We start from the raw sequence: 23591 nt of genomic DNA, 5'->3' as shown, positions 1-23591 counted from the left end.
CGCCCCGGCGTCAGCGATCTCGCGTTCAGGACCATCGACCATGACCAGGCTCTTCCAGTTCGGGCTCGACCACCCGGCCTATCCCGTCCGCGTCCTCAACGAGCGCGAGGCCCGCGCCGGCGCCGGCCTCCTCCTGCTGCTCGCCGGCACCGCCTTCCTGCAGGCCTGGTATCTCGGCGACTTCACCCTGACGCGCATCACCGTGGTCGCCTTCTTCATCGACTTCACCATCCGCGTCCTGGTCAATCCCGCCTATGCCCCGAGCCTCGTCCTCGGCCGCATCTTCGTCCGCCACCAGAAGCCGGACTATGTCGGCGCGCCGCAGAAGCGCTTCGCCTGGAGCATCGGCCTCGCCATGGCGGTGCTGATGATGGGGCTGGTCGTCTATGCCGACATGCGCGGGCCGCTCATCCTCCTCGTCTGCCTGCTCTGCATCACCTTCCTCTTCTGCGAGGCGGCCTTCGGCATCTGCATCGGCTGCTCGATCTACAACCTGTTCAACCGCGAGAAGGCGCAGCTCTGCCCCGGCGGCGCCTGCGAGATCCACCGGCCCGAGGAGGTCCAGCGCCTCGTCCCCGCCCAGCTCGCGGTGCTCGCCGCCGCCGTGCTGGTCATCGGCCTCGTCGCCTGGCAGATGCCGGCCTCGCAGGCGCGGGGAATGCGCGCCGCCACTGCCGCGGCCGAGGCCGAACGCTGCCGCGTCCCGGCCTTCGCCGTGGCGATCGGGCACGAGGAGCGGTGGAAGCGGCATAACGGGTGTTTGTGAGGGGGGGTGAATCAGGTCATCGTGGACGAAGGGGTTAACGTCTTCGTCTTGTGCGTACAGCTCACCACGGCGGATGATACCAGTGGCGCAACTATCACGAGGATCAGGACACTTTCGATGACGGCGGAGGGCCAGCGGATTTTAGACTAGTTTGTTTTAGAGTTTGGCTGAACCAGAGCCGATTTGTATTATTTGACCGGACAGGCCATCGACGATTGCGCAAGAGTTGCATTAAGGCCATTATAAACGCATGAGGTGATGGTTCCAGATCGCAGTTGGATACCGGTGGCGCGGAATGGGAACGTTTTTTAGTGATAGCTTCGGCATCGATCCCGCTGTGTTGGAGGAATACGGCGCGTTCGATATTTCGCTAATCAATGATCTTCCATTGTTTATTGATCCCTTTTTGCTTTTTCACAGTGAAAAAGAAGAATACAAAGTTCTACATAACAAAATAATCGACTATTTAGTTTTTTTGCGTGAACGGGCGTTATCGGGGTCAATAAGCGAAGGGCAGCTTCGGAATTGGTACTGCTTCCCAGAAGTAAAACAAAATTGGCTCGGGTTCTCTATGGTAGGCAATGGAGGTTCGGGGCTCGGTGTCGATTTTGCGAAGGCGCTGCACTCTAATCTTGGTGTTTTGTTCGGAGATTTTGGAAAAGAACGCATTACAAAAGGTAGTCACTTAGAAAAACTGTGTCTTATTGCAGATGGCGTAGGTTGCGATAATATTAGCGATTTTGTGACGAATTTAATACAAGAGTTTATTTGTGAATACACGGCGAAATTTGCGAAAGAGAATTTAAGAGACGATCAGGTGAGGGTCGTTTTTATAGAGCGAGCCTTGTTTAATTATCGGACCGAGAGTTGGCAGCGTAGGGCATATAAATTGCCATGGCATAAAGATGATCATGTAATACTTACGCCTAAAGATATGCTGACGAGAGATGATACGTGGATCAATCGGCAAGACTTATTGGCAAAATTTGAGGGAATACCAAGCGCAATACCCGATGACCAGCTAAGGGCATCAATAAATAACTATTTCCAGATTGAGTTGGACCGTCGGACGTCGCCCGATGAAAAGCTGTCGGCAAAAGACAAAATTGGCGCGATTTATGATACGATCAGAAAATTTCCAAGTATAATAGATTACTATATAAAAATAAAAGAATTGGATGGGGACGGGGCCGAGGAAATTAGCTCAGAGAATGTTCTTCTAACAGAGCTCTTTTTTTCTAAACGCCTGAGGGAGACACTACAACCTGCGTTGGCCCTGTCGGGATTCTACGGATTGGCCGGCGGAACATATGCGGAAGCTCACGCGAGATTAGCCTACCTCAAGCGTGCAATCGAAGAACAAGGGTGCTGGAGGATATTTTATGACGATAATGGAAACCCCGTGGAACGTGAAAAGGACGTTCAAATCCTTTATCGGTTAGTTTGGTTTGGGACGCCATCAGACATCGGAAGAGAGGCCAATGACGGGCGCGGACCCGTAGACTTTAAGGCGAGCAGAGGTCGGCACAAAACCCTCATCGAAATGAAGTTGGCTAAAAATACAAAACTTGAAATGAACCTTAAGAAACAAGTGGAGGCGTATCAGGACGCATCTGACGCTGAGCGGGCAATAAAGTGCATAATATTCTTTAAACGCGAGCAATACGATCGCGTGAAATCAATCATCAAACGGCTTAACCTCGAGGGCAACCCAGACATTGTGCTTATAGATGCTCGGAGCGACAATAAGCCATCTGCCTCGAAAATCGATTGAAGTGCCCCCTCATTGACTCACCACCCCCATTCGTCGTCTCTCCCGTCGACCCCAGACGGACACCTGACCCATGACCCCTGACGACGTGCTCGCCGAATTCCGCGCCGCGGGCGCCCTCCTGGAAGGCCATTTCATCCTGTCCTCGGGCAGGCGTTCCCCGGTCTTCCTGCAGAAGATGTTCGTCTTCATGGACCCCGAGCGCACGGCGCGGCTCTGCGCGGCGCTGGCCGTCAAGGTGAAGGCGCAGTTCGGCACCATCGACTATGTCGTCTCGCCCGCCGTCGGCGGCATCGTGCCGGGCTATGAGACTGCCCGCCAGCTCGGCGCCAAGGCCATTTTCGTCGAGCGCGAGAACGGCGAGTTCAAGCTGCGCCGCGGCTTCGAGATCCCTTCAGGAGCCCGCGTGCTGGTGGTCGAGGACATCGTCACCACCGGCCTCTCCACCCGCGAATGCCTCGCCGCCATTGCCGGCCATCCCGGCGAGACGGTGGGCGCCGCCGTGCTGGTCGACCGCTCGGGCGGCAAGGCCGATGTCGGCGTGCCGCTGGTCTCGCTGCTCTCCTGGTATGTGCCGGACTATGCCGCCGATGCCCTGCCGCCGGAGCTGGCGGCCCTGCCGGCCGTCAAACCCGGCTCGCGCGGCATCCAGGGGGCGACATCGTGACGACGCCGGCACCGGCCGGCGAACTCTCGCCCGCGGGCACCCGGCTGCTGGTCGGGCTCTTCGTCGCGCTCATCGGCCTCGTCATCCTCGTGCCCAATACCCTGCCGGTCCTGACCTACTGGCAGGCGACCCGCCAGGAGGCGGTCACCGCCCGCTGGGCGGGTTCGGAAACCGCGACCTCGACCCGCGACACCGTGGGCATTCCGATCTTCGTCTTCGAGCGGCGCATCGGCCCCATGGTGCAGGAATGCCGCGTGCCGCTGGTGCAGTACCGCCATGCGCCGGGGGGCAAGCCGCTGCACGAGGTGCTGCAGGTGGTGCCGGGCACGCGCTGCGAGGACCTGGTGGTGCTGAACGATCCGCCGCGCGAGCGGCTGCCGCTCATCCTCCTCGGCCTCGCCGTGCTCGCCGGCGGGCTCTGGCTGACCCTGGTGTCGCGGCGGAGGCGGCCGGCGTGATCCTCGGCATCGGCTCCGACCTCTGCGACATCCGCCGCATCGAGAAGTCGCTGGAGCGGCACGGCGAGCGCTTCACCCACCGGCTCTTCACCGATGTCGAGCGGGCGAAAGCCGAGGGCCGGGCGCATCGCGCCGCCACCTATGCCAAGCGCTTCGCGGCGAAGGAGGCCTGCGCCAAGGCGCTCGGCACCGGCATCCGCCGCGGCGTCTTCTGGAAGGACATGGGCGTCGCCAACATGCCCTCGGGCGCGCCCACCATGGTGCTGACCGGCGGCGCGCTGGAGCGGGCGCGGGCGCTGACGCCGGCCGGCCACCGCCTGGTCATCCACCTGACGATCACCGACGATTTTCCCATGGCGCAGGCCTTCGTCATCCTCGAGGCCGTGGCCGAGACCCCTGCCGCGGCGGGATGAACAACGGTTCAGGGCGGTGCCACGATGCCGCCTTTTTGCGTTCAGAACGGGTTCACGGGGGAACCGCTAGACCTTCCGCACGTTCTTCAGGGGTCCGCAGTCGAGGCGCGTCGCGCCACGAGATCCTGGACGGACAGAAAAGGGGCATTCTCATGCTTTCCCGTTCCTTCAAGGCCGCCGTCGCCGGCATCGTCGTCGCCGCCGGTATCGCCGCCCTCGCAGCCCCCGCCGAGGCCCAGTCCCGTCGCCACTACCGTGGCAACCAGGGTGCCGCCATCGGCGCCGGCATCGCGCTCGGCATCATCGGTCTCGGTGCCGCGGCGATCGCCGCCGATCAGCGCCGCCAGGCCTATGACGACGGCTACTACTATGCACCGCGCTACCGGTCCTACGGCGGCCCGGCCTATTACGAGGCGCCCCCGCGCGTCTATTACCAGGCCCCGCCGCGCGTCTACTACCGCGAGGCACCGCATCGCGGCTATCGCCGTGCGCCGGCCGTCGACGACCGTTACCCCCACACGTTCCGCCACTACCAGTGAGCGCGTAACGGCCGGGACGATCGAAGGCGGCCCCCTCGCGGGGGCCGTTTTCGTGTCAGCCGGCCAGCGTCAGCACGAGCGGGATGGTGATCACCGCCATCAGCGTCTGCACGGTGAGGATCTCGGCCATCAGCGGCGCATCGCCGCCCATCTGTCGCGCGAGGATATAGGCGCCGGAGGCGCTGGGCATGGCGGCGGAGAGGATCGCCACCTGCAGCGCCACGCCGCTCACCCCCAGCGCCATGGCGATGCCGCCGGCCATGGCCGGCATCAGCAGGAGCTTCAGGGCCGTGGTGACCCAGGTGATGGCGCGCGGCTTCAGCGCCGCCCGGACCTCGAGGCCGGCGCCGACCAGCAGCAGCCCGGTGCCGAGCGCCGCCGCGCCGAGAATGTCGCCGAAGCGCATGGCGATGACCGGCAGCGGAATGCCGACGACATTGATGACGATGCCGAGCACCGACGACCAGATGAAGGGATTGGTGACCAGCGCCTTCAGCGTCGGGCCGAGGACCACCGGCTTGTCCTGCGCATAGCGCTGCAGCATCACCACCGCCAGCACGTTGAGCAGCGGGATCATCGCCGCCACCGAGATGGCGGTGAGCGTCAGGCCGAGCTGGCCGTAGAGCGCGCCGGCCGTGGCGATGGCGACGAAGGAGTTCCACCGCGTCGCGCCCTGGAACACCGAGGTGAAGGCCGGGCCGTCGGTGCCGAAGCTGCGGGCGAGGAGCGGCCTCAACACCAGCAGGATCACCGCCATGGCGAGGATGGCGGCGATCAGCGAGAAGCCCATGGCGAGCACCGGCACCGAGCGCAGGTCGGCCTTGGCCATGGTCATGATGATCATGGCCGGGAAGAAGACATAGTAGGTGGCGCGTTCCAGCCCGCGCCAGCCGGCCTCGTCGAGCAGCGGCCAGGCCCTCAGCCAGGCGCCGAGCACGATGATGAGGAAGACCGGGGTCAGGCTGGCGATGATCGGGAACATGGCGGAACCGGCGAGGGCGGGGAGGGTCTTCGATCACGCACGGCGGCGGCGTGCAAGCCGCCCCGCGCATGAGAGGGTGCGCGAAAGGGGGAGGGCCCGCTTCTCACTTCTCCAGGAAGTCGAAGTCGCAGCCCTTGTCCGCCTGGGTCACGTGGTCGAGATAGAGCTTCTTGTAGCCGCGCTGGCGCTCGTGCAGGTGCTTCGGCTTCTTCCACGCCTTGCGCCGGAGGGCGAGTTCCGCCTCGTCGACCAGCAGGTCGACGCGCCGGTTGGGCACGTCGAGGCTGATGCGGTCGCCGGAGCGCACCAGCGCCAGCGGCGAGCCCTCGGCGGCCTCGGGCGTGACATGCAGCACGATGGTGCCATAGGCCGTGCCGGACATGCGCGCGTCGGAGATGCGGATCATGTCGGTGACGCCCTTCTGGGCGAGCTTCTTCGGGATCGGCAGGAGGCCCGCCTCGGGCATGCCGGGATGGCCCTTCGGACCGGCATTGCGCATGACCAGGATGTCGTCTGCGGTGACGTCGAGGTCCGGGTCGTCGATGCGGTTGGTCATGTCCTCGACATCCTCGAAGACGACGGCGCGGCCGGTATGGACCATCAGCGCCGGCGTCGCCGCGGCCGCCTTGATCACCGCGCCGCCCGGCGCCAGCGAGCCGCGCAGCACGGCATGGGCGCCGGTCTTCTTCAAGGGCTGGCCGAGGGAGCGGATGATGGTCTGCCCCGGCACCTGCTCGGCGCGGTCGACCCAGTCGCCGAGCCGCTCGCCGGTGACGGTCGGGGCGTCGAGATCGAGATGGTCCCGAAGTTCCTGCAGCAGACGCGGCACGCCGCCGGACCAGTGGAAATGCTCCATGTAATGCGAGCCGGCGGGCTTGAGGTCGAGCAGGACCGGGACCTCGCGGCCGAGCCGGTCAAGTTCCTCGAGGTCCCAGGTGAGGCCGAGCCGGCCGGCGATCGCCGCGAGATGCACGATGGCATTGGTCGATCCGCCGATCGCCTGCAGCACCACCATGGCGTTGCGCAGCGACCCTTGCGTAATGATATCGCGCGGCTTGCGCCCGGCGGCGGCCATCTTCACGGCTTCGCGGCCGGAGGCCTCCGCGGCGCGGATGCGGTCGGCATGGGTGGCCGGGATCGTGCCGGTATGGGGCAGGGCCATGCCCATCGCCTCGGCGAGGCAGCCCATGGTCGAGGCCGTGCCCATCACCATGCAGGTGCCGACGGTCGGCGCCAGCCGCCCCGAGACAGCCTCGATCTCCGCCTCGTCGATGGTCCCGGCCCGGTGCATGGCCCAGAGCCTGCGGCAATCGGTGCAGGCGCCGAGAACCTCGCCCTTGTAATGGCCGACCAGCATCGGCCCGGTGATGAGCTGGATGGCGGGGACATCGGCCGAGGCCGCGCCCATCAGCTGTGCCGGGACGGTCTTGTCACAGCCGCCGATCAGCACCACCGCGTCCATCGGCTGGGCGCGGATCATCTCCTCGGTGTCGATGGCCATGAGGTTCCTCAGGAACATCGACGTCGGGTTGGAGAAGCTCTCGTGGATCGAGACCGTCGGGAAGGCGAAGGGCAGGCCGCCCGACAGCATGACGCCGCGCTTCACCGCCTCGATGAGCTGGCGGACATTGCCGTGGCAGGGATTGTAGTCGGAGAAGGTGTCGGTGATGGCGATGATCGGCCGGTCGAGGGCATCGTCGGAAAAGCCCGCCGCCTTGATGAAGGCCTTGCGCAGGAACAGCGAGAAGCCGGCATCGCCATAGGCGGTGAGCCCCTTGCGCATGCCGCGCGGGGCCTTGGTGGTGGAGCCGGTCGGGCGTTTCGCCATGGTTGTTGTCCTCCCTTTGGAATCGCAACAAAGCATGGCGGCGCGATTTCGGGGAGGCTCTGTCACGAACGTCAGGGCCGCGCCCGGCGCTCGTCAGTGCAAGGCAGGACGCCGGCAAGTCCTGCCCCTCGAAGGATCGGCAGCAATGGGCGTTCCACTCCCGCGTCATGCCCGGGACAAGCCCGGGCATGACGAGCGGAGGTGGCGTTGCGAGGCCCCGTCGGTACCCTTGCCGGCGTGCCGGCGATGCGCCATCCCTCTCCCATGCTCTATTTCGCCTACGGCTCGAACATGCATGTCCCGCAGATGGCCCGGCGGGCGCCGCGGGCGCGGCCGCTCGGCATCGGCAGGCTCGACCACCACCGCATCTTCTTCACCAGCGACGGCTATGCCGCCGTCCGCGACCGCCGTGGCGCCCACGTCTACGGCGTCGTCTGGCGGATCGAGGCGCGCGACGTCGCCGTGCTCGACCGCTTCGAGGGCGTCGACGAGGGCTGGTACGTCAAGCGCATCGTTCCCATCCGCATGGCGGGCGCGACCGTCTCCTGCCTCGTCTATCACGGCGGTGACGTCAGCGAGGGCCTGAGGCCGCGCCGCCGCTATTTCCACGAGGCGGTTGTCGGCTCGGCGCTCGCCTGGAACCTTCCCGCCCGCTACATTGACGGCTTCAGCCGCTTCGCGCGGCACGGCTTCCGAGGCTGAAACGATGAGCATGCTGGCCCATCTCCTCATCCGCTTCGTCCGCAACGGTCGCCTGACCGTCATCCACCATGACGGTAGCCGCGAAAGCTTCGGTTCGGGTGTCGACGGTCCCGACGTGACGGTGAGGCTGCATGACGCGAAGGTGCAGCGCGAGCTCTTCTTCAATCCCGAACTGGCCGCGGCCGAGGCCTATATGGACGGTCGCCTGACCTTCGAGAACGGCGACAAGGTTCTGGACCTCCTCACCCTGTTCTCGGTGAACCGTGCCGGCCTTGGCTCCCATCCGGTCCAGCAGGTGCTGCGCAAGGTCTGGCGGGCCCTGAAGCGGCGCCACCAGGCGAACAAGGTGGGGCAGGCGGCGGCCAATGTGTCGAGCCACTACGACCACCCCCGCGCCTTCTACGAGCTCTGGCTCGACGCGACGATGAGCTATTCCTGCGCCTATTTCGCCGAGCCCGGGATGAGCCTGAAGGAGGCGCAGATTGCCAAGATGCGCCACATCGCGGCCAAGCTCGCCATCGAGCCGGGCATGACGGTGGCCGAGATCGGATCGGGCTGGGGTGGCCTTGCCACCTATCTCGCCGTGGTCTGCGGCGCCAGGGTGACGGCCATCAACGTCTCGCCCGACCAGCTCGCGGCCTCGAAGGACCGGGTGGCCCAGGCAGGCGTCGCCGATCGCGTCACCTTCTTCGAAAAGGACTATCGCGAGCTGACTGGCACCTTCGACCGCGTCGTCTCGGTCGGCATGATGGAACATGTCGGGGTCAACCATTTCGACGACTATTTCGCCACCGTGAAGCGGCTCTGCGGGCCGGACGGCTATGCCATGATCCACGCCATCGGCCGCATGTCGCCGCCGGGCACCACGGCGCCCTTCATCCGCAAATACATCTTCCCCGGCGGCTATGTGCCTGCGCTCTCGGAGGTCTTCGCCTCCACCGAGCGCTGCGGCTTGTGGGTGGACGATTGCGAGGTGCTGCGCCTCCATTATTACGGGACCATCAAGGCCTGGCGCGAGAATTTCGAGGCCGTGCGCGGCGAGGTCGTCGCCATGCAGGGCGAGCGCTTCGCCCGCATGTGGGAGTTCTATCTCGCCGCGGTCGAGCTCGGCTTCCGCGACGGTTCGAACATGGTCTACCAGCTGCTGCTGTCGGAAAAGCGCGACGCCGTGCCGGTGACACGCGACTTCATCACCGAGGCCGAGACCGGGCTGAAGACGCGGGAGGGCGGGCTGCCGTGGCACTCCACCTGAGGATCGCGGGCATCGTCCAGGGCGTCGGCTATCGCCAGTGGTTCAAGCGCCGGGCCGAGGCACTCGGCGTCTCCGGCTGGATGCGGAACCGGTCGGACGACAGCGTCGAGGCGGTCATCAATGGTGCGGCCGAGGCCGTGGAGGCGCTGGTACGCGAGGCGATGAACGGGCCGGCCGGGGCCAAGGTGGACGCCATCGCGCGACGGGCGGCGACTGCGGATGAGGCCGCGGCTATCAGCCCCGGAACTGTGGAAATCCTCCCGACGAAGTAGTCCGGGAATCGGGGTCAATGCCCCACCCGCACCCTCCCCGCTGCGCGGGGAGGGGACCATGGCGGCCCGCTTCCCTGAAGATCGGTCGTGCCAGGCACGACCGACAAGAAGGCCCTCGCCGTCGAAGTCCCCCTCTCCTCGCGGAGCGAGGGGAGGGTGCGGGTGGGGCCCTTTCGTGGGAACGGGCGCGGCTCTCACGCCCCGTGCTTCCCCCACACCATCTCCTCGGTCCAGCCCAGTTCCGCAAACTCCGCGGCCCGGAGCGGCGCCTCGCCGATGGAGAAGAACTCGTCGAGCTGCGGCGGCTTCACCGGCGTTCCCGCCAGCATGGCATGGGCCTGGCCGCGATGGTGCACCTGGTGCTGGAAGAGGTGCATCAGCAGCCGGTCGCACCGCTCTACCTGCCAGCGGCTGATACGGTTGACCCTGACCTCCCCGTTCAGCGATTCGTCCGTCAGCGCTTCGCAGACGGCGATGAGCCGACGGTCCACCGCCGCCTGCTCGCGCCGCAGGTCGGCAATGGCAGGATAGGGGATCCGGATCTCCCAGGCCTTCGGTCCAAGGGCTCCGCCCTCCAGCGCGTCCACGTAGAACCAGTCGATGACGAGGTTATGGTTCAGCGTCGCCGCGATGCTGGGGAAAAAACTCGTCCGCGCCGCCGCGAAGTCCTCCGCCGACAGCCCGGCGCAGGCCGTCAGGAGGCGGTGGTTCGCCCAGGCGTTGTTGTAGGCCGAGGCGCGGAAGGTCTGGACGTTCGAGGCGGGCATCGCGGCGTCTCCTGGTCAGGCGGTCTCCACCGCCGCCGTCGGCCCGAAACGTTGCTCGAACCTGGTCCGCAGGATGGCATCAACCTCGGGCAGGGTTACCGGCAGGCCGAGATCGACCAGGCTGGTGACGCCGTAGCGCGGATCGGCGATGCCGCAGGGCACGATGCCGTCGAAATGGGTGAGGTCCGGCTCGACGTTGAGCGAGATGCCGTGCAGCGTCACCCAGCGCTTCACGCGGATGCCGATGGCGGCGATCTTGTCCTCGAAGCCTTCCCCCTTGTCCGGCCGCTTCACCCAGACGCCGACGCGGTCCGCGCGCCGCTCGCCGCGGATGTTGAAGGCGGCGAGGGTGCCGATGATCCAGTCCTCCAGCGCCGCGACGAAGACCCGGAGGTCGCGCTTGCGCCGGTTAAGGTCGAGCATGACATAGGCCACCCGCTGGCCCGGGCCGTGATAGGTCATCTGCCCGCCGCGGCCGGCCTCGAAGACGGGGAATCGCGCATCGACGATCCCGCCCGCGCCCGTCGAGGTGCCGGACGTGTAGAGCGGCGGGTGTTCGAGGAGCCAGACGCGTTCGCGCGCGGTCCCGGCGGAAATGGCGGCGACATGGGCCTCCATCGCCGCGAGAGCCTCCATATAGGGCACGAAACCCTCGCTGATGACCCACTCGACCGGCGGCGCATCGGCGGGCGCACCGAGATGAAGCACCAGATTGGCACGATCGTTTACCACTCGTTCACCATCTTTGGTCAGGGTGGCCATGAACCCGCGACGTGCATTTGGCAAAAGGCGACATGGCCCAGCTCGAAACCGTTTCCCTCGACATCTCTGTGGTCCTCGGCACGACGGTGATGCCGATCCACCAGATGTTGCGCATGGCCCGCGGCGCCATCATCGAACTCGATGCCACGGAGGACGACGAGGTGCAAATCCTCGCCAACAACATGCCCATCGCCCGCGGGCAGGTCGTCATCAACGGAAACCGGATCGGCGTCCAGATCACCGAAATGCTGCCGCGCCCCATCGAGCTGCGCTGATAGTTGACTCCGTCAAGCAAGCCGGCGAGCCTTCCCTCCGGAGGGCTTCACCATGGCTGCCGACCTCGACGACCAGATCGCCGCCATCCGTGCCTTCAACCGCTTCTACACCCGCGCCGTCGGGCTGCTCGGCCGCTATCTCGGCGCCGGCTGGTCGCTAACCGAAGCGCGCATCCTCTATGAACTCTTCAGCCGCGACGGATTGTCGGCCAGCGACCTCTGCGACGAACTCGGCCTCGACGCCGGCTATCTCTCGCGCATCCTCCGCCGCTTCGAGGCGGACGGGCTGCTCGGCCGTCAACCGGCGCCGCAGGATGGTCGCCGCAGCCTGCTCAGCCTGACGCCGGCGGGCCGCGCGGCCTTCGCGCCCTTCGATCGCGCCTCCCGCGACGAGATCGGCGCGATGCTGGCGCGGCTGGCGTCCGGCGACCGGGCCCGGCTCGTCGCCGCGATGGGATCGGTGCGCGATCTGCTGGCGGGGGAGGGGCCCGGCGTCGTCATTCGCCGCCACCGTCCCGGCGACATCGGCGCCATCGTCGCCGGTCAGGCGCGCATCTACACCCGTGACTACGGCTGGAACGACGAATTCGAGGCGCTGGTGGCCGAGATCGGCGCGGCCTTTCTCAAGGACAACGACCCGGCGAGGGAGCGTGCCTTCATCGCGGACAGGGCCGGCGAGGTGGTGGGGTCCGTCTTCTGTGTCGATGGCGGTGAGGGAATCGCCAAGCTCAGGATGCTCTATGTCGACCCGTCGGAGCGCGGCACCGGGCTCGGCCGCCGGCTGGTCCGCGACTGCATCGCCTTCGCGCGGGAGGCCGGCTATGCGGGGATGACGCTGTGGACGAATGACTGCCTCGCAGCCGCCCGCGGCATCTACATTGACGAGGGATTCGTGCTCGCGGCGGAGGAGAAGCACCATTCCTTCGGCGTCGACCTCATTGGGCAGAACTGGACGCTGGATTTCGGCAGGGATTAGCGGAAAGGCGTCTCCCCCGTCGTTTCGAAGGGCCTCCGCAGGGCCCGCCTCTGTGTCTCGGAGCGCGTGCCCTGTTCGAGCATTGTCCCACCCGCACCCTACCCGCGCTGCGCGCGGAGAGGGGGACTACGGCGTCACGCTTGGGTTCCCGAAGGTTGAGCCTGGCGCCACCGTCGAAAGCTGTGGAAGGCGCCAAAGTCCCCTCTCCGCGCGCAGCGCGGGGAGGGTGCGGGTGGGGCATTTTGGGCTGCTGCCGTGCGCCGGGCAAACCGCCGCCCGTTACCGTCCCTCAAAATCCCCGTATCCCAGCCGGTCGAGGAACCCCTGAAGGATATAGGCGGCGGCCATCTTGTCGACGAGTTCGGCCCGCCGCGCCCGCGAGGCATCGGCCTCCAGCAGGGTCCGCGTCACCGCTGCGGTCGACATGCGCTCGTCCCAGAAGACGATGGGAAGCTCGGTCTTCGGCACGAGGTTGCGCACAAAGGCGCGGGTCGACTGGGCCCGCGGCCCCTCGGTGCCGTCCATGTTCTTCGGCAGGCCGATGACCAGCGCCCCGGCATCGTGCTTCGCCGCCAGCGCCAGCAGCGCCGCCACGTCGGGCGTGAATTTCACCCGCCGGATCGTCTCCAGCGGCGTCGCGATGGTCCAGTTCACGTCGCAGAGGGCGAGGCCGATGGTCTTCGTGCCGAGATCGAGCCCGAGCAGGCGCCGGCCGCTGCCGACCTGGTCACGCAGCAAGCCCGGTTCGACAATGGCCATCCGCTCCGAATCCCTGTCGCCGCATTGAGGGTGTCACGCGCCAGCCTATACTCCGCTTCGACCGCCACTCCCATCCGGTCCCTTCAGGAGGATCCCCATGAAGCTCACCTGGTTTGGCCATTCGGCCTTCCGCCTCGATTTCGGTTCGTCGGTCGTGCTGATCGACCCGTTCCTGACCGGCAATCCGTCCTTCACCGGGGACCGGGCCGAGGCCATCGCCGGAGCGACTCATATCCTTGTCACCCACGGCCATGCCGACCATGTCGGCGACACGCTGGCCATCGCCGCCGAGACCGGCGCCAAGGTCGTCACCAACTATGACCTCTGCATGGTTCTCGCAGCCAAGGGCCTCAAGGCCTTCGACCCGATGAATTGCGGCGGCACCACCGACCAGGGCGACTTCACGGTGACCCTGACCAATGCGCTGCACTCGTCCTGCGACTTCCATGACGGGGTGAGCCATGCCCTCGGCAATCCCAACGGCCTCATCGTCAAGCAGAAGGGCGGGGTGGTGCTCTATGCCATGGGCGACACCGACATGATGCCGGACATGGGCCTCATCGCCGAGTACCACAAGCCGACCCATGCGCTGGTGCCGGTCGGCGACCGCTTCACCATGGGCGGCGACGCGGCGGCCTTCGCCTGCAAGAAGTTCTTCCAGTTCGACACGGTGGTGCCGTGCCACTACGCGACTTTCGGGCTGATCGACCCGACCGCCGACAAGTTCGTGGCGGGCATGGCGGGATCGAAGACGAAGGTGGCGGTGCCGAAGTCGGGCGGGAGCGTGACGTTCTGACGGAGGCCGTCAGCAGAATAAGCACCGCGTCATGCCCGGGCTCTGCCCGGGCATCCACGAATTCCCTCGTATGCGGTGATCAAGTCGTGGATGCCCGGCACAAGGCCGGGCATGACGCGAAGGGGCCAGTCAGCACCCTCAGCGGAAGCCGCGGATCATCTGCATGAACCGCGCCTGCTCGGACGCGTCGTCCTTGAACAGGCCGGTGAAGCCCGTCGTGATGGTCGAGACGCCCTGCTTCTGCACGCCGCGCATCGACATGCACATGTGCTCGGCCTCGACGAGGACCGCGAGGCCGCGCGGCCTGAGGCTCTCCTCGATGGCACCGACGATCTCGGCCGTCATGTTTTCCTGCGTCTGCAGGCGGCGGGCATAGATGTCGACGACCTTGGCGAGCTTCGACAGGCCGACGACGCCCTCGCGCGGGTAATAGGCGATATGGGCGCGCCCGCTGATCGGCACGATGTGATGTTCGCAATGGGAGAAGAACGGGATGTCGCGCACCAGCACGACGTCGCCATAGCCGCCGACCTCCTCGAAGACGGTGCCGAGTTCCTTGGCGGCGGACTGACCATAACCACGGAACAGGTCTTCCCAGGCCTTCACCATGCGGCGCGGCGTGGCGACGAGACCCTCGCGGTCGGGATTGTCACCGACCCATTCGATCAGGGTTCGGACGGCAGCCTCCGCCTCCTCCCGCGTGGGGCGGCGGCGGCGTTGAGCCTCCGATCCCTTCTGGACGGGAAGGGTCGTTACGACGGCATCCATGGGACTCAACTCCGAAGTGGAAACGTTTCCTGTTACGCCTGATGAGAACGCTTGGGGCGGGCGTCCGCGACCTTGATGGGGGTGCGGCAGATTGCCACGCTCAGAATCCGATCCTCATTTTCCCGATCTCACGCCGGGCTGTATTGCCTTGATGCGACGCATATATGATGACCAGGCCTGAACGCGCCATGAACGACCGTTCATCAAGGCCCTTGGAGCGCCCGCCGTGCTGGACGACGTCTACAACAAGCGCATTCTCGAACTCGCCGCGACCATTCCGAGGCTCGGCCGGCTGGCCTCGCCGCACGGCTCGGCCACGGCCCATTCGAAACTCTGCGGCTCGACCGTGACCGTCGACCTCGCCCTCGACGGCGATGTCGTGGTCGATTTCGGCCATGACGTGAAGGCTTGCGCCCTCGGGCAGGCCTCCTCCTCGCTCATGGCACGCCATGTGGTCGGGTCGACGACGCAGGAGTTGCGGGCGTTGCGCGACGATGTCCGCCGCATGCTCAAGGAGAACGGCCCGGCTCCCGCGGGCAAATGGGCCGATATCGCGGTGCTGGAGCCGGTGCGCGAGTTCAAGGCCCGCCACGCCTCCACGCTTCTGACCTTCGACGCCGTGGTCGAGGCCATCGCCCGCGCGGAGGATGCCCGCACCACCGCCGCGGCGGAATGAGCCGGGATCGCGACCTCGACCGCCTCTTCGACGACTGGCGGCCGCAACGCTGGCCGCGTCTCGCAGGCCACGGGCTCATCCGTGCCTACCAGCTGTCCATCTCGATGCTCGTCGGGCGCTGGTGCCGGCACATGCCGACCTGTTCGGCCTATATGGACGAGGCGATGATGCGCCATGGCTTCTGGGCCGGCGGCTGGATGGGCTTTGCCCGGCTCTGCCGCTGTCATCCCTATGGAACGTCCGGTATCGACAATCCGCCCACCGCCTTGCCGGTGGGCGCCCACTGGTTCCTGCCCTGGCGCTATGGCGCATGGCGATGGCGGCGGGGCGCTCCGTTCTGCGAGAAGGTCTCGCCCAGCGGGGATGCATGACAGGCCCGCCGGGTCCGACCTGCTCCGGGGTCTAGAGCCTGCCGCTGAGCACCAGCACCAGCACGATCAGCAGGATGATGCCGATGCCGCCGCCGCCGTAATAGCCGGTGCCGTAGAAGGGGCCGCCGCCGATGCCGCTGAAGCCGCCGAGCAGCGCGACGATGAGGACGATGAGAAGGATGGTGCCGAGTGTCATGGGCCTTGTCTCCGTGTTGTCGGTATCAACACGCCATTCGGCTCGCTTGTTCCCGGCGCGGCACAGGTATGTCGGTCCGGCCCCTGCCGGCCGGGCCGCCGCCGTCGCAGGCCGCTTTGCAATCGCGCCGCCGCTCGGCTATCTCCCGTTTCGTGCCGGGCCGATGCCGCCCTGTGACGGCAAGTCCGCCCGGCACACGAGAACCCTGACCACCGGCCCCTTACCTGCTCTGTCGGCAGGAGTGAGCGGAGAGACCCGATATGCCCATTCTGACCTTCCCCGACGGCGCCGCGCGCGCCTATGACGCCGGCGTCACCGGCCTCGATGTCGCGAAAGCCATCGCCCCCTCGCTCGCCAAGCGCTCGCTCGCCGTCAAGATCGACGGTGTCGTGACGGACCTCTCCGAACCGATCGGCGGCGATGCGCGCATCGAATTCATCACCCGCGACAGCCCCGAGGCGCTGGAACTCATCCGCCACGATGCGGCCCATGTCATGGCCGAGGCCGTGCAGCGGCTGTGGCCGGGCACCCAGGTGACCATCGGCCCGGTCATCGAGAACGGTTTCTACTACGACTTCTTCCGCAACGAGCCCTTCACCCCGGAGGATTTCGCGGCGATCGAAGCGGAGATGCGCAAGATCATCGCGGCCAACAGGCCCTTCACCCGGCGCGTCGTCTCCCGCGACGAGGCCAAGCAGATCTTCCGCGACAAGGGCGAGGCCTTCAAGGTCGAGCTGGTCGAGGCGATCCCCGCCGACCAGCAGATCAGGCTCTACGATCAGGGCGGCTGGTTCGACCTCTGCCGCGGTCCGCACATGGCCTCCACCGGCCAGATCGGCAATTCCTTCAAGCTGATGAAGGTGGCCGGCGCCTATTGGCGCGGCGATTCCAACAACCCGATGCTGACCCGCATCTATGCCACCGCGTTCCGCACCGACGAGGAGCTGAAGGCCTATCTGACCATGCTGGAGGAGGCCGAGAAGCGCGACCATCGCCGCCTCGGCCGCGAGATGGACCTGTTCCACTTCCAGGAGGAGGGGCCGGGCGTGGTCTTCTGGCACCCCAAGGGCTGGTCGATCTTCCAGACCCTGGTGGCCTACATGCGCCGTCGCCTTGCCGAGCACGGCTATGACGAGGTCAACGCGCCACAGCTCCTCGACAAGTCGCTGTGGGAGACCTCCGGCCACTGGGGCTGGTACCGCGAGAACATGTTCGCGGCGCAGTCCGCCGGCGACGATGCCGAGGACAAGCGCTGGTTCGCCATCAAGCCGATGAACTGCCCGGGCCACGTGCAGATCTTCAAGCACGGCTTGAAGTCCTACCGTGATCTACCGATGAAGCTTGCGGAATTCGGCGTCGTCCACCGCTACGAACCCTCCGGCGCGCTGCATGGCCTGATGCGCGTGCGCGGCTTCACCCAGGACGACGCCCATGTCTTCTGCACAGACGCGCAGCTCGAGGCCGAGTGCATCCGGATCAACGACCTGATCCTGACCACCTATGCCGATTTCGGGTTCGACGAGATCGTCGTGAAGCTCTCCACCCGGCCGGAGAAGCGCGTCGGCGCCGATGCGCTGTGGGACCGCGCCGAGAGCGTCATGGAGAAGGTGCTGGCCAAGATCGCCAACCAGTCCGGCGGCCGCATCAAGACCGCCATCAATCCGGGCGAGGGCGCCTTCTACGGTCCGAAGTTCGAATATGTGCTGCGCGACGCCATCGGCCGCGACTGGCAGTGCGGCACCACCCAGGTCGACTTCAACCTGCCGGAGCGCTTCGGCGCCTTCTATATCGGCGCCGACGGCGAGAAGACGCCGCCGGTCATGGTCCACCGCGCCATCTGCGGCTCGATGGAGCGCTTCATCGGCATCCTCATCGAGAACTTCGCCGGGGCCTTCCCGTTCTGGATCGCCCCGAAGCAGGTCGTCGTCTGTCCGATCACCTCGGAGGCCGACGACTACGCGCTGGAGGTCCAGGCCGCCTGCCGCAAGGCGGGGCTGAGGGTCGATGCCGACCTCCGGAACGAGAAGATCTCCTACAAGGTGCGCGAGCACTCGCTGCAGAAGATTCCGGTCATCCTCGCCGTGGGCAAGAAGGAGGCCGGCGAGCGCACCGTTTCGGTCCGCCGCTTCGGCAGCCAGGCGCAGGAGACCCTCGGCCTCGAAGCGCTGGTGGCACAGCTGCGCGACGAGGCGACGCCGCCGGACGTGAGGCGGGCGCTGGCCGCCGGGTGAGGCCTGCGGCAGCTCCCGCTGCCGCGATACCGGTCTGGACAAGGGCGCTGCGGGCGCCGTCGGTTCACCTCTCCCCGGCGGGGAGAGGTGAAGCGCTCGCCTGACGACTGCCTGTTGACGACCGGCTATCGCCTATGCCGGCTACCGAGTACGAGCCGCCTACCGCGCCACAACCTCGATGTCCTGGTCCTTGCCGGCCTCGACGTTGAAGCGACGGTTGAAGACGCGGCCCTCGTGGCGGGCGATGGCGAGATACTCGCCCTCCTGCAGCACCATCGAGGGGAAGGCGCCGATCGATTCCTTGATCACGTCGCCGCCGGGGGTGAGCACCGTCCAGGCGGCATTGCCGATTGCCTCGCCGCCCGCGCGCTGCTGCACCAGCTTGAGGCTGACATTGGCCGCCCGGTGCTGGATCGTCGCATCCGTCACCTGTCCGGCACGGATACGCAGGTCGGCGCGGATGGTGGCGTTGGCGTCGCCGTAGATCGAAACGACGTGATAGGTGCCCTCCGGCAGGGCGATGAGATCGCCGGCCGGCGCCTGACGCAGCACCAGACGCGGTTCGCCACCCTCGAAAAGGCCGCCGGCGAAGATGTCGAAGGACAGCCGCGCATTGCGGATCTGGCTTTCCCCGACCTTGCCGACGAGGCGCACGGCACCGGCATTCATCACGATGCTCTCGCGATAGGGCTCAGCTCCGATGCGCAGGCGGCGGGTCTGCGCGAAGGTGCCGAAGGCGACGTGCATGATGTAGCTGCCGGAGCGCAGGGCGAAGACCGGCGCCGGGTCGCGCGATTCGGCGACCAGCGCGAAGGCGCCGCTGGCCTCCGGCGTGTCGGCGAAGATGCGCCAGTGCAGGCCGTCGCGGACATATTGCCCGCCCTGGCGGAAGCGCGCGTCGAGCGCCACCGCGGTGCGGTCGGCGAATTGCGGTGGCAGGCCGGGGCTGCCGGGCAGGCCGGGCAGGCCGGGCATGGACGGCACGAGGCCGGGCGCGATCCCCATCTGCGGCGAAAACGGCGTCGCCCCGTCGGGCAGGGTGAAGAACGGCGTCGCTGCGCCGCCCGGCATGTGGCGACGCCGCCGCTGCTGTGGCTCGGTCACGATCGGCGGCAGGTCGGAATGGGGCGAGGGCGAGATGCGCGGCAGGGGCGGGCGTTCGAACCCCTGCGCCGCGGCCTCGCCGGCGAAGACCAGCACGCCGACAGCCATGAGGCCGCTCGCCGCAGCGAGCGCCATGATGGCGGGGATGGATCTCGGGCAAAGGGTCATGCGTCGATCATCTCGCGTCCGATTATGGCCTTTTTGCTGCGCCGGGGCGCCGGGAGCAAGGGCTGGTTCCGGCGCGCGCGCAAGTCCTGCGCTTTGTCCCCTTGGCGAAAGCGGGGAATGTGCCTAGTTGGGAGCGCCGACCGCCCCCTGAGGATCAGCATGCCCGTCGAATCCGTTCTCGTCGATCACCTGAAGACCCGCCGTTCGACGCCCTTCGCGCTGATGCAGTCGCCGGGCCCGGAGGGGGCGACCCTCGATGCGATGTTGATGATGGCCGCGCGGGTGCCCGATCACGGCAAGCTGGCGCCCTGGCGCTTCATCGTGATCGACCGCGCCGCCGGCGAGGCCCTCGGCGCGGTGCTCGAGCGCCTCGTCCGCGCCGACGATGCCGAGGTTGAGGCCAAGAAGATCGAGATCGACCGCGCCCGCTTCGCCCGCGCCCCTCTCTGCGTCGCCGTGGTGGCGCGTGCCGCGCCGCATCCGAAGATCCCCGAATGGGAACAGATCCTGTCGGCCGGCGCCGTCTGCCTCAACCTCCTCCATGCGGCGACGGCCCATGGCTTCGGCGGCAACTGGGTCACCGAATGGCCGGCCTATGACCGCCGCGTCCTCGACCATCTCGGTCTGGCGCCGGAGGAGAAGATCGCCGGCTTCGTCCATATCGGCACGCCCCAGGCGAAGGCGGACGACCGCCCGCGTCCGGACATGGCCGCCATCGTCTCCCATCTCTGAGGGCTGAAGACCATGCATTACAACGTCACCGCCGCCGACCACGGTCTGCCCTTCGATCCCTTCAAGGCCATCGTCTCGCCGCGCCCGATCGGCTGGATCACCGCGATCGACAAGGACGGGCGTGTCAACTGCTCGCCCTATTCCTTCTTCAACGCCATTTCCGACAAGCCGCACATGGTCTGCTTCGGCTCGGGCGGCCGCAAGGATGCCCTCGCCTTCGCCGAGGAAACCGGCGAGTTCACCTGCTCCTTCGTCTCCTGGGATCTCCGCGACGCCATGAACGCCACCTCGGCGCCGCTGCCGCGCGGCGAGAACGAGATGGAGTTTGCCGGGATCGAGGCGGCGCCCTCGGTCTACGTCAAGGCGCCCCGCGTCAAGGCCTCGCCCGCTGCGCTCGAATGCAAGTGGCTGCAGACCGTGCCGCTGACCTCGCTGGAGGGCGTGACGACCTACAATCTCGTGATCGGCCAGGTCGTCGGCATCTACATCAACGACGATTTCATCAAGGACGGCATCGTCGACACGGGCCGCATGCACCCGGTCATGCGCGGCGGCTACGACCAGTATTTCCAGGTCGGCTCCGAGCAGATGTTCAAGATGACGCGCCCGCCCGGCGGCGGCAATTTCAACGATCGCCGCTGAGCCGGCGAGGGCGCCGCACGGCGCCCTCAGTCCTCGTTAGGGATGTTCAGCACCGTTCCGCAGGCCTTGCAGTGGACGGCGTCGGGCTCGTGCCGCTGCAGGCCGCAGGTGGGGCAGGGGAACTGCGTCATGTCGCAGATCATCATCACGCCCCAGACCGGGCCGCGTGACGTCGCCGCTCGGCGAGTCTTCAGCTGTGGCCGGCAGTGGCGCGACAAAGCCCCGCGAGCCGTTTCGTCGCATGTCGCCCGAAAGACTTGATCGCTGCAACAGGCCGCGTCACCATTCCGTCTTCTTGGCCGGAGGGGCCATGGTCGCAAGGGGCGTCTTCATGCATCGACGGATCAATCGCAGGGCCTTGTTCGCAGTCGCACTCGCCGCCATCGGCGCCACCTTCAGCGCCGGCATCGCCATGGCCCAGGAGCGCCTGAAGATCGGCTTCGTCTATGTCGGCCCGGTCGGCGACCACGGCTGGACCTATCAGCACGACATCGGCCGCCAGGCGGTGGAGCGCCATTTCGGCAACAGGGTCGAGACGACCTTCGTCGAGCGTGTGGCCAGCGCCGACGCCGAGCGGGTCATCGAGCAGCTCGCCCGCACCGGCCACCGGCTCATCTTCACGACCTCGTTCGGCTTCATGGACCCTACCGAGCGCGTCGCCCGCCGTCATCCCAACGTGCGCTTCGAGCACGCCACCGGTTTCAAGCGCGCCGCCAACCTCGCCACCTATGCCGGCCGCTTCTACGAGGGCCGCTACATTCTCGGCCAGATCGCCGCACGCATGTCGAAGACCGGTACGATCGGCTATATCGGCGCCTTCCCGATCCCCGAAGTGCTCTCCGGCATCAATTCCTTCATGCTCGGCGCCCAGTCGGTCCGCCCCGACATGAAGATCCGCATCGTCTGGGCCAATGCCTGGTTCGATCCCGGCCGGGAGGCCGATGCCGCCAGGGCGCTCGCCGACCAGGGCGCCGACATCATCGCCCAGCACACCGATTCCCCCGCCGCCATGCAGATCGCCGAACAGCGCGGCATCTTCGCCTTCGGCCAGAACTCCGACATGATCCGTTTCGGCGGCAAGGCGCAGCTCACCGCGATCGTCGCCGACTGGGGCCCCTATTACATCCAGCGGGTGCAGGCCATGCTGGACGGTCGCTGGACCTCCGGCGACGTCTGGGGCGGGTTGAACACCGGCATGGTCCAGATGGCGCCCTACACGAACATGCCGCCGGACGTGAAGGCCATGGCGGAGGCCACCGAGGCTGCCATCAAGGCCGGCACGCTGCATCCCTTCCGTTGCCCGGTCGTGCGCCAGGACGGCCAGACGGTGGAGTGCGGCGGCAACGGTGTCCTGACCGACCAGCAGATCCTCGGCATGAACTTCTACATCCGCGGGATCGAGGAGCGGGTGCCGACCGGCAACTGAGCGGGCTCTCGCGGCGTCTTCCCCTTCATCTCTTCCCGGTGGGGAGAGGCCGACCTCTGCGGGATTTGCCTCTCCCCGCCCTCGTCGTCTAAGAACCCGGACCCGCCGCAGCCTGCGGCGGGTCTCGCGTCTCCGGTCCCATGTCCATTCCCGCCGCAACGCCCGCGCTCGCCGCCTTCCGCCGCATCGTCGTGAAGGTCGGGTCGTCGCTGCTCGTCGACGGCGAGAAGGGCGCGCTGCGGCAGTCCTGGCTGGAGACGCTCGGCGCCGACATCGCCCGCCACGCCGCCCGTGGCGCCGACATCCTCGTCGTCTCCTCCGGCGCCATCGCCCTCGGTCGCACCATCCTGAAACTGCCGAAGGGTCCGCTGGAGCTCGAGAAGAGCCAGGCGGCGGCCTCGGTCGGCCAGATCGCGCTCGCCCGCGCCTGGTCGGAGGTTCTCGGCCGCCATGGCATCGTCGCCGGGCAGATCCTCGTCACCCTCCACGACACCGAGGAGCGCCGCCGCTACCTCAATGCCCGCAACACGATGGAAACGCTCTTCGCGGTACGTGCCGTGCCCGTGGTCAACGAGAACGACACGGTGGCGACCGACGAGATCCGCTACGGCGACAATGACCGTCTGGCCGCCCGCGTCGCCACCATGGTGGGCGCCGACTGCCTCGTGCTCCTCTCCGACATCGACGGCCTCTATACCGCTCCACCGCAGAAGGATCCCTCCGCGGTGCTGATCCCGGTCGTCCCGCGTATCACGCCGGAGATCGAGGCGATGGCCGGCGGGGCGGCCTCCGAATTCTCGCGCGGCGGCATGACCACCAAGGTCGAGGCCGGCAAGATCGCCACCACCGCCGGCACCACCATGGTCATCGCCTCCGGCAAGTACGACGCGCCACTGGCGCGCATCGAGGGTGGCGGGCCCTGCACCTGGTTCCTCACCCCGACCCATCCGGTCACCAGCCGCAAGAAATGGATCGCCGGCTCGCTGGAGCCGCGCGGCGTGCTCTGGCTGGATGCGGGAGCGGTCGGGGCCCTGCGCCTCGGGCGCAGCCTGCTGCCGGCTGGCGTCGCCCGGGTCGATGGTGTCTTCGAGCGCGGCGACTGCGTCGTGGTCCGCGGCCCCGACGGCGCCGAGGTAGGCCGCGGCCTCGTCGCCTATGACGCGGTGGCGGCGGTGCAGATCATCGGCAAGAGCTCCGGGGCGATCGAGGCCGTGCTCGGTTACAAGGGCCGCTCCGAGATGATCCATCGCGACGATCTGGTGCTCGCGGTGGAGTAGGGCGAGGCGTTTTGC

27 protein-coding genes and 1 pseudogene are annotated in these 23591 nt (G+C 66.8%); 19 read left to right on the top strand and 9 right to left on the bottom strand.

The genetic code is table 11. The features are described from left to right. The first annotated feature begins 40 nt into the window (after positions 1-40). The 6 genes from Q8O26_RS01805 to Q8O26_RS01780 all read left to right on the top strand — a co-directional run bounded on the left by Q8O26_RS01805 (position 41) and on the right by Q8O26_RS01780 (position 4614). Positions 41-766: a DUF4395 domain-containing protein gene (locus tag Q8O26_RS01805; protein ID WP_305572882.1), complete on the top strand. Its 726-nt coding sequence runs from the start codon at positions 41-43 to the stop codon at positions 764-766. 295 nt (positions 767-1061) lie between these two features. After that, entirely contained in the window at positions 1062-2540 is a 1479-nt protein-coding gene (locus Q8O26_RS01800; RefSeq protein ID WP_305572880.1) for a hypothetical protein, read from the top strand. A 70-nt stretch (positions 2541-2610) separates the two neighbouring features. Next, positions 2611-3204 carry an orotate phosphoribosyltransferase gene (gene pyrE / locus Q8O26_RS01795; protein ID WP_305572878.1) on the top strand — a complete coding sequence of 198 codons (594 nt, stop codon included), beginning with the start codon at positions 2611-2613 and terminating at the stop codon, positions 3202-3204. Next, positions 3201-3662, top strand: coding sequence for a hypothetical protein (locus Q8O26_RS01790; RefSeq protein WP_305572876.1), 462 nt, complete (start codon positions 3201-3203; stop codon positions 3660-3662). The genes pyrE and Q8O26_RS01790 overlap by 4 nt, the downstream gene beginning before the upstream one ends. Continuing rightward, the gene (acpS, locus tag Q8O26_RS01785) at positions 3659-4075 is read left to right on the top strand and encodes a holo-ACP synthase (RefSeq protein WP_305572874.1); all 417 of its coding nucleotides are present in this window, start codon (positions 3659-3661) and stop codon (positions 4073-4075) included. The genes Q8O26_RS01790 and acpS overlap by 4 nt, the downstream gene beginning before the upstream one ends. Positions 4076-4227: 152 nt before the next feature. Continuing rightward, entirely contained in the window at positions 4228-4614 is a 387-nt protein-coding gene (locus Q8O26_RS01780) for a hypothetical protein (RefSeq protein WP_305572873.1), read from the top strand. 55 nt (positions 4615-4669) lie between these two features. On the opposite strand, the gene Q8O26_RS01775 is transcribed toward Q8O26_RS01780, so the two are convergent. Together Q8O26_RS01775 and Q8O26_RS01770 are read right to left on the bottom strand one after the other, a co-directional pair. Then, positions 4670-5596: an AEC family transporter gene (locus tag Q8O26_RS01775; RefSeq protein WP_305572871.1), complete on the bottom strand. Its 927-nt coding sequence runs from the start codon at positions 5594-5596 to the stop codon at positions 4670-4672. A 103-nt stretch (positions 5597-5699) separates the two neighbouring features. After that, positions 5700-7424: an IlvD/Edd family dehydratase gene (locus Q8O26_RS01770; RefSeq protein ID WP_305572869.1), complete on the bottom strand. Its 1725-nt coding sequence runs from the start codon at positions 7422-7424 to the stop codon at positions 5700-5702. Positions 7425-7631: 207 nt separating this feature from the next. On the opposite strand from Q8O26_RS01770, the gene Q8O26_RS01765 reads away from it, so the two are divergent. From Q8O26_RS01765 to Q8O26_RS01755, 3 genes are read left to right on the top strand one after another with little or no spacing between them, the layout of a single operon-like run. Beyond that, the gene (locus Q8O26_RS01765; protein WP_305572867.1) at positions 7632-8126 is read left to right on the top strand and encodes a gamma-glutamylcyclotransferase family protein; all 495 of its coding nucleotides are present in this window, start codon (positions 7632-7634) and stop codon (positions 8124-8126) included. Between the two features lie 4 nt (positions 8127-8130). Beyond that, complete coding sequence (locus Q8O26_RS01760) at positions 8131-9378, top strand: cyclopropane-fatty-acyl-phospholipid synthase family protein (protein WP_305572865.1); 1248 nt, start codon at positions 8131-8133, stop codon at positions 9376-9378. Further along, complete coding sequence (locus Q8O26_RS01755; RefSeq protein ID WP_305572863.1) at positions 9363-9650, top strand: acylphosphatase; 288 nt, start codon at positions 9363-9365, stop codon at positions 9648-9650. The genes Q8O26_RS01760 and Q8O26_RS01755 overlap by 16 nt, the downstream gene beginning before the upstream one ends. A 194-nt stretch (positions 9651-9844) precedes the next feature. Here Q8O26_RS01755 and Q8O26_RS01750 read toward each other — a convergent pair whose 3' ends face one another. Further along, entirely contained in the window at positions 9845-10417 is a 573-nt protein-coding gene (locus Q8O26_RS01750; RefSeq protein WP_305572861.1) for a DinB family protein, read from the bottom strand. 15 nt (positions 10418-10432) lie between these two features. Further along, positions 10433-11149: a lipoyl(octanoyl) transferase LipB gene (gene lipB, locus Q8O26_RS01745; RefSeq protein WP_305572859.1), complete on the bottom strand. Its 717-nt coding sequence runs from the start codon at positions 11147-11149 to the stop codon at positions 10433-10435. Positions 11150-11211: 62 nt separating this feature from the next. On the opposite strand from lipB, the gene Q8O26_RS01740 reads away from it, so the two are divergent. Both Q8O26_RS01740 and Q8O26_RS01735 read left to right on the top strand, forming a co-directional pair. Further along, positions 11212-11454: a FliM/FliN family flagellar motor switch protein gene (locus tag Q8O26_RS01740; protein WP_296576584.1), complete on the top strand. Its 243-nt coding sequence runs from the start codon at positions 11212-11214 to the stop codon at positions 11452-11454. Between the two features lie 52 nt (positions 11455-11506). Continuing rightward, positions 11507-12430, top strand: a complete 924-nt coding sequence (locus Q8O26_RS01735; protein WP_305572856.1) for a helix-turn-helix domain-containing GNAT family N-acetyltransferase — start codon at positions 11507-11509, stop codon at positions 12428-12430. A gap of 279 nt (positions 12431-12709) precedes the next feature. Here the strand turns inward: Q8O26_RS01735 and ruvX are convergent, their stop codons facing one another. Continuing rightward, positions 12710-13189 carry a Holliday junction resolvase RuvX gene (ruvX, locus tag Q8O26_RS01730; protein WP_305572854.1) on the bottom strand — a complete coding sequence of 160 codons (480 nt, stop codon included), beginning with the start codon at positions 13187-13189 and terminating at the stop codon, positions 12710-12712. Positions 13190-13286: 97 nt separating this feature from the next. Here ruvX and Q8O26_RS01725 point away from each other — a divergent pair, with 97 nt between their 5' ends. Beyond that, positions 13287-13985, top strand: coding sequence for a metal-dependent hydrolase (locus Q8O26_RS01725; protein ID WP_305572852.1), 699 nt, complete (start codon positions 13287-13289; stop codon positions 13983-13985). 138 nt (positions 13986-14123) lie between these two features. On the opposite strand, the gene folE is transcribed toward Q8O26_RS01725, so the two are convergent. After that, a complete protein-coding gene (folE, locus tag Q8O26_RS01720; protein ID WP_305572850.1) occupies positions 14124-14753 on the bottom strand; it encodes a GTP cyclohydrolase I FolE in 630 nt (209 codons plus the stop codon). A 226-nt stretch (positions 14754-14979) separates the two neighbouring features. Between folE and Q8O26_RS01715 the strand changes: the two genes are divergently transcribed. Then, positions 14980-15429: an iron-sulfur cluster assembly scaffold protein gene (locus Q8O26_RS01715; protein WP_305572848.1), complete on the top strand. Its 450-nt coding sequence runs from the start codon at positions 14980-14982 to the stop codon at positions 15427-15429. Next, positions 15426-15800: a membrane protein insertion efficiency factor YidD gene (yidD, locus tag Q8O26_RS01710; protein WP_305572847.1), complete on the top strand. Its 375-nt coding sequence runs from the start codon at positions 15426-15428 to the stop codon at positions 15798-15800. The genes Q8O26_RS01715 and yidD overlap by 4 nt, the downstream gene beginning before the upstream one ends. A 31-nt stretch (positions 15801-15831) precedes the next feature. Here yidD and Q8O26_RS01705 read toward each other — a convergent pair whose 3' ends face one another. After that, positions 15832-15996, bottom strand: a complete 165-nt coding sequence (locus Q8O26_RS01705; protein WP_296576573.1) for a DUF3309 family protein — start codon at positions 15994-15996, stop codon at positions 15832-15834. Positions 15997-16256: 260 nt separating this feature from the next. On the opposite strand from Q8O26_RS01705, the gene thrS reads away from it, so the two are divergent. Beyond that, positions 16257-18227 carry a threonine--tRNA ligase gene (gene thrS / locus Q8O26_RS01700; RefSeq protein ID WP_305572846.1) on the top strand — a complete coding sequence of 657 codons (1971 nt, stop codon included), beginning with the start codon at positions 16257-16259 and terminating at the stop codon, positions 18225-18227. A 159-nt stretch (positions 18228-18386) separates the two neighbouring features. Here thrS and Q8O26_RS01695 read toward each other — a convergent pair whose 3' ends face one another. Then, a complete protein-coding gene (locus Q8O26_RS01695) occupies positions 18387-19499 on the bottom strand; it encodes a hypothetical protein (protein WP_305572845.1) in 1113 nt (370 codons plus the stop codon). A gap of 159 nt (positions 19500-19658) precedes the next feature. On the opposite strand from Q8O26_RS01695, the gene Q8O26_RS01690 reads away from it, so the two are divergent. Together Q8O26_RS01690 and Q8O26_RS01685 are read left to right on the top strand one after the other, a co-directional pair. Beyond that, positions 19659-20231: a nitroreductase gene (locus tag Q8O26_RS01690; RefSeq protein WP_305572844.1), complete on the top strand. Its 573-nt coding sequence runs from the start codon at positions 19659-19661 to the stop codon at positions 20229-20231. A 12-nt stretch (positions 20232-20243) separates the two neighbouring features. Next, on the top strand, positions 20244-20873 hold the full coding sequence (locus tag Q8O26_RS01685) for a flavin reductase family protein (RefSeq protein ID WP_305572842.1): 630 nt from the start codon (positions 20244-20246) through the stop codon (positions 20871-20873). A 26-nt stretch (positions 20874-20899) separates the two neighbouring features. Here the strand turns inward: Q8O26_RS01685 and Q8O26_RS01680 are convergent. Then, a pseudogene (locus Q8O26_RS01680) lies at positions 20900-20998 on the bottom strand (two pore domain potassium channel family protein); the annotation flags it as partial. 206 nt (positions 20999-21204) lie between these two features. Here Q8O26_RS01680 and Q8O26_RS01675 point away from each other — a divergent pair. Continuing rightward, positions 21205-22299, top strand: coding sequence for a BMP family ABC transporter substrate-binding protein (locus Q8O26_RS01675; RefSeq protein WP_371134416.1), 1095 nt, complete (start codon positions 21205-21207; stop codon positions 22297-22299). Positions 22300-22439: 140 nt separating this feature from the next. Continuing rightward, complete coding sequence (proB, locus tag Q8O26_RS01670; protein ID WP_305572840.1) at positions 22440-23576, top strand: glutamate 5-kinase; 1137 nt, start codon at positions 22440-22442, stop codon at positions 23574-23576. Positions 23577-23591: the final 15 nt, after the last annotated feature.

Origin of the sequence: Phreatobacter sp. (assembly GCF_030691135.1) — a bacterium.
GTDB lineage: Bacteria > Pseudomonadota > Alphaproteobacteria > Rhizobiales > Phreatobacteraceae > Phreatobacter.
This window is presented reverse-complemented; position numbering and strand designations above follow the sequence as displayed.

Excerpts from the sequence above, each read along its gene's own strand:
- Q8O26_RS01740 (WP_296576584.1), top strand. The coding sequence starts at position 11,212 with ATGGCCCAGCTCGAAACCGTTTCCCTCGACATCTCTGTGGTCCTCGGC.
- pyrE (WP_305572878.1), top strand. The coding sequence starts at position 2,611 with ATGACCCCTGACGACGTGCTCGCCGAATTCCGCGCCGCGGGCGCCCTC.
- ruvX (WP_305572854.1), bottom strand. The coding sequence starts at position 13,189 with ATGGCCATTGTCGAACCGGGCTTGCTGCGTGACCAGGTCGGCAGCGGC.
- Q8O26_RS01685 (WP_305572842.1), top strand. The coding sequence starts at position 20,244 with ATGCATTACAACGTCACCGCCGCCGACCACGGTCTGCCCTTCGATCCC.
- Q8O26_RS01750 (WP_305572861.1), bottom strand. The coding sequence starts at position 10,417 with ATGCCCGCCTCGAACGTCCAGACCTTCCGCGCCTCGGCCTACAACAAC.
- Q8O26_RS01800 (WP_305572880.1), top strand. The coding sequence starts at position 1,062 with ATGGGAACGTTTTTTAGTGATAGCTTCGGCATCGATCCCGCTGTGTTG.
- Q8O26_RS01695 (WP_305572845.1), bottom strand. The coding sequence starts at position 19,499 with ATGACCCTTTGCCCGAGATCCATCCCCGCCATCATGGCGCTCGCTGCG.
- Q8O26_RS01690 (WP_305572844.1), top strand. The coding sequence starts at position 19,659 with ATGCCCGTCGAATCCGTTCTCGTCGATCACCTGAAGACCCGCCGTTCG.
- folE (WP_305572850.1), bottom strand. The coding sequence starts at position 14,753 with ATGGATGCCGTCGTAACGACCCTTCCCGTCCAGAAGGGATCGGAGGCT.
- Q8O26_RS01805 (WP_305572882.1), top strand. The coding sequence starts at position 41 with ATGACCAGGCTCTTCCAGTTCGGGCTCGACCACCCGGCCTATCCCGTC.
- Q8O26_RS01675 (WP_371134416.1), top strand. The coding sequence starts at position 21,205 with ATGCATCGACGGATCAATCGCAGGGCCTTGTTCGCAGTCGCACTCGCC.
- yidD (WP_305572847.1), top strand. The coding sequence starts at position 15,426 with ATGAGCCGGGATCGCGACCTCGACCGCCTCTTCGACGACTGGCGGCCG.
- thrS (WP_305572846.1), top strand. The coding sequence starts at position 16,257 with ATGCCCATTCTGACCTTCCCCGACGGCGCCGCGCGCGCCTATGACGCC.
- Q8O26_RS01705 (WP_296576573.1), bottom strand. The coding sequence starts at position 15,996 with ATGACACTCGGCACCATCCTTCTCATCGTCCTCATCGTCGCGCTGCTC.
- Q8O26_RS01775 (WP_305572871.1), bottom strand. The coding sequence starts at position 5,596 with ATGTTCCCGATCATCGCCAGCCTGACCCCGGTCTTCCTCATCATCGTG.
- Q8O26_RS01760 (WP_305572865.1), top strand. The coding sequence starts at position 8,131 with ATGAGCATGCTGGCCCATCTCCTCATCCGCTTCGTCCGCAACGGTCGC.
- Q8O26_RS01770 (WP_305572869.1), bottom strand. The coding sequence starts at position 7,424 with ATGGCGAAACGCCCGACCGGCTCCACCACCAAGGCCCCGCGCGGCATG.
- Q8O26_RS01780 (WP_305572873.1), top strand. The coding sequence starts at position 4,228 with ATGCTTTCCCGTTCCTTCAAGGCCGCCGTCGCCGGCATCGTCGTCGCC.
- proB (WP_305572840.1), top strand. The coding sequence starts at position 22,440 with ATGTCCATTCCCGCCGCAACGCCCGCGCTCGCCGCCTTCCGCCGCATC.
- Q8O26_RS01725 (WP_305572852.1), top strand. The coding sequence starts at position 13,287 with ATGAAGCTCACCTGGTTTGGCCATTCGGCCTTCCGCCTCGATTTCGGT.
- Q8O26_RS01735 (WP_305572856.1), top strand. The coding sequence starts at position 11,507 with ATGGCTGCCGACCTCGACGACCAGATCGCCGCCATCCGTGCCTTCAAC.